Origin of the sequence: Klebsiella sp. KE9456 (assembly GCF_043832615.1) — a bacterium.
Lineage (GTDB): Bacteria > Pseudomonadota > Gammaproteobacteria > Enterobacterales > Enterobacteriaceae > Klebsiella > Klebsiella indica.
In genome coordinates this window covers 1-1,676 of sequence record NZ_JBDYQK010000053.1, presented here as the reverse complement: position 1 = coordinate 1,676, position 1,676 = coordinate 1, and the positions used below count along the sequence as shown (strand labels likewise).

General features: G+C 51.7%; 2 tRNA genes and 2 rRNA genes. All 4 read left to right on the top strand.

Annotated features, from left to right (window positions below):
* A 16S ribosomal RNA gene (locus ABK821_RS25230) occupies window positions 1-519 on the top strand; the annotation flags it as partial.
* A 69-nt stretch (window positions 520-588) separates the two neighbouring features.
* Window positions 589-665 (top strand) — tRNA-Ile (locus ABK821_RS25225).
* A 113-nt stretch (window positions 666-778) separates the two neighbouring features.
* Window positions 779-854, top strand: a tRNA-Ala gene (locus ABK821_RS25220).
* 306 nt (window positions 855-1,160) lie between these two features.
* Window positions 1,161-1,676: ribosomal RNA gene (locus ABK821_RS25215) — 23S ribosomal RNA — on the top strand; the annotation flags it as partial.

Here is a 1,676-nt window from a genome sequence, read left to right as displayed (position 1 = left end):
GTGCCTTCGGGAACTGTGAGACAGGTGCTGCATGGCTGTCGTCAGCTCGTGTTGTGAAATGTTGGGTTAAGTCCCGCAACGAGCGCAACCCTTATCCTTTGTTGCCAGCGGTCCGGCCGGGAACTCAAAGGAGACTGCCAGTGATAAACTGGAGGAAGGTGGGGATGACGTCAAGTCATCATGGCCCTTACGACCAGGGCTACACACGTGCTACAATGGCGCATACAAAGAGAAGCGACCTCGCGAGAGCAAGCGGACCTCATAAAGTGCGTCGTAGTCCGGACTGGAGTCTGCAACTCGACTCCACGAAGTCGGAATCGCTAGTAATCGTGGATCAGAATGCCACGGTGAATACGTTCCCGGGCCTTGTACACACCGCCCGTCACACCATGGGAGTGGGTTGCAAAAGAAGTAGGTAGCTTAACCTTCGGGAGGGCGCTTACCACTTTGTGATTCATGACTGGGGTGAAGTCGTAACAAGGTAACCGTAGGGGAACCTGCGGTTGGATCACCTCCTTACCTGAAGAACCTGCCTTTGCAGTGCTCACACAGATTGTCTGATGAAAAACGAGCAGTAAAAACCTCTACAGGCTTGTAGCTCAGGTGGTTAGAGCGCACCCCTGATAAGGGTGAGGTCGGTGGTTCAAGTCCACTCAGGCCTACCAGATTTTCCCTGAATACTGCGTTGTGAAATGACTCACATACTTTAAGTATGCTTCGTCATTCCACGCCTTGTCTCAGGAAAAATCATCGGTAAGAGGTTCTGACTGTACTGTATGGGGCTATAGCTCAGCTGGGAGAGCGCCTGCTTTGCACGCAGGAGGTCTGCGGTTCGATCCCGCATAGCTCCACCATACTGTAGACGGTATCAAGAAAACTTCAGAGTGTACCTGAAAAGGTATGCTGCGAAGTTTTGCTCTTTAAAAATCTGGATCAAGCTGAAAATTGAAACGACACACTGAATAAGTGTGTTCGGGTCTCTCAAATTATCGCAATCAGAAGATGACACTGTAAAAGGTGATGTGAGCGATGTGAAGACAAGGCGTACCGCACGCAGCGAGCGCAGTGGACTGAATGTCCATGAGCATCGCGAGTACGGAACAACGCAGTATTCACGACGCGCAACAAGCCGGACAGAATAAAACATCTTCGGGTTGTGAGGTTAAGCGACTAAGCGTACACGGTGGATGCCCTGGCAGTCAGAGGCGATGAAGGACGTGCTAATCTGCGAAAAGCGCCGGTAAGGTGATATGAACCGTTATAACCGGCGATGTCCGAATGGGGAAACCCAGTGTGATTCGTCACACTATCGTTAGCTGAATACATAGGCTAACGAGGCGAACCGGGGGAACTGAAACATCTCAGTACCCCGAGGAAAAGAAATCAACCGAGATTCCCCCAGTAGCGGCGAGCGAACGGGGAGGAGCCCGGAGTCTGAATCAGCATGTGTGTTAGTGGAAGCGTCTGGAAAGGCGCACGGTACAGGGTGAAAGTCCCGTACACAAAAATGCAGGTGCTGTGAACTCGAAGAGTAGGGCGGGACACGTGTTATCCTGTCTGAATATGGGGGGACCATCCTCCAAGGCTAAATACTCCTGACTGACCGATAGTGAACCAGTACCGTGAGGGAAAGGCGAAAAGAACCCCGGCGAGGGGAGTGAAAAAGAACCTGAAAC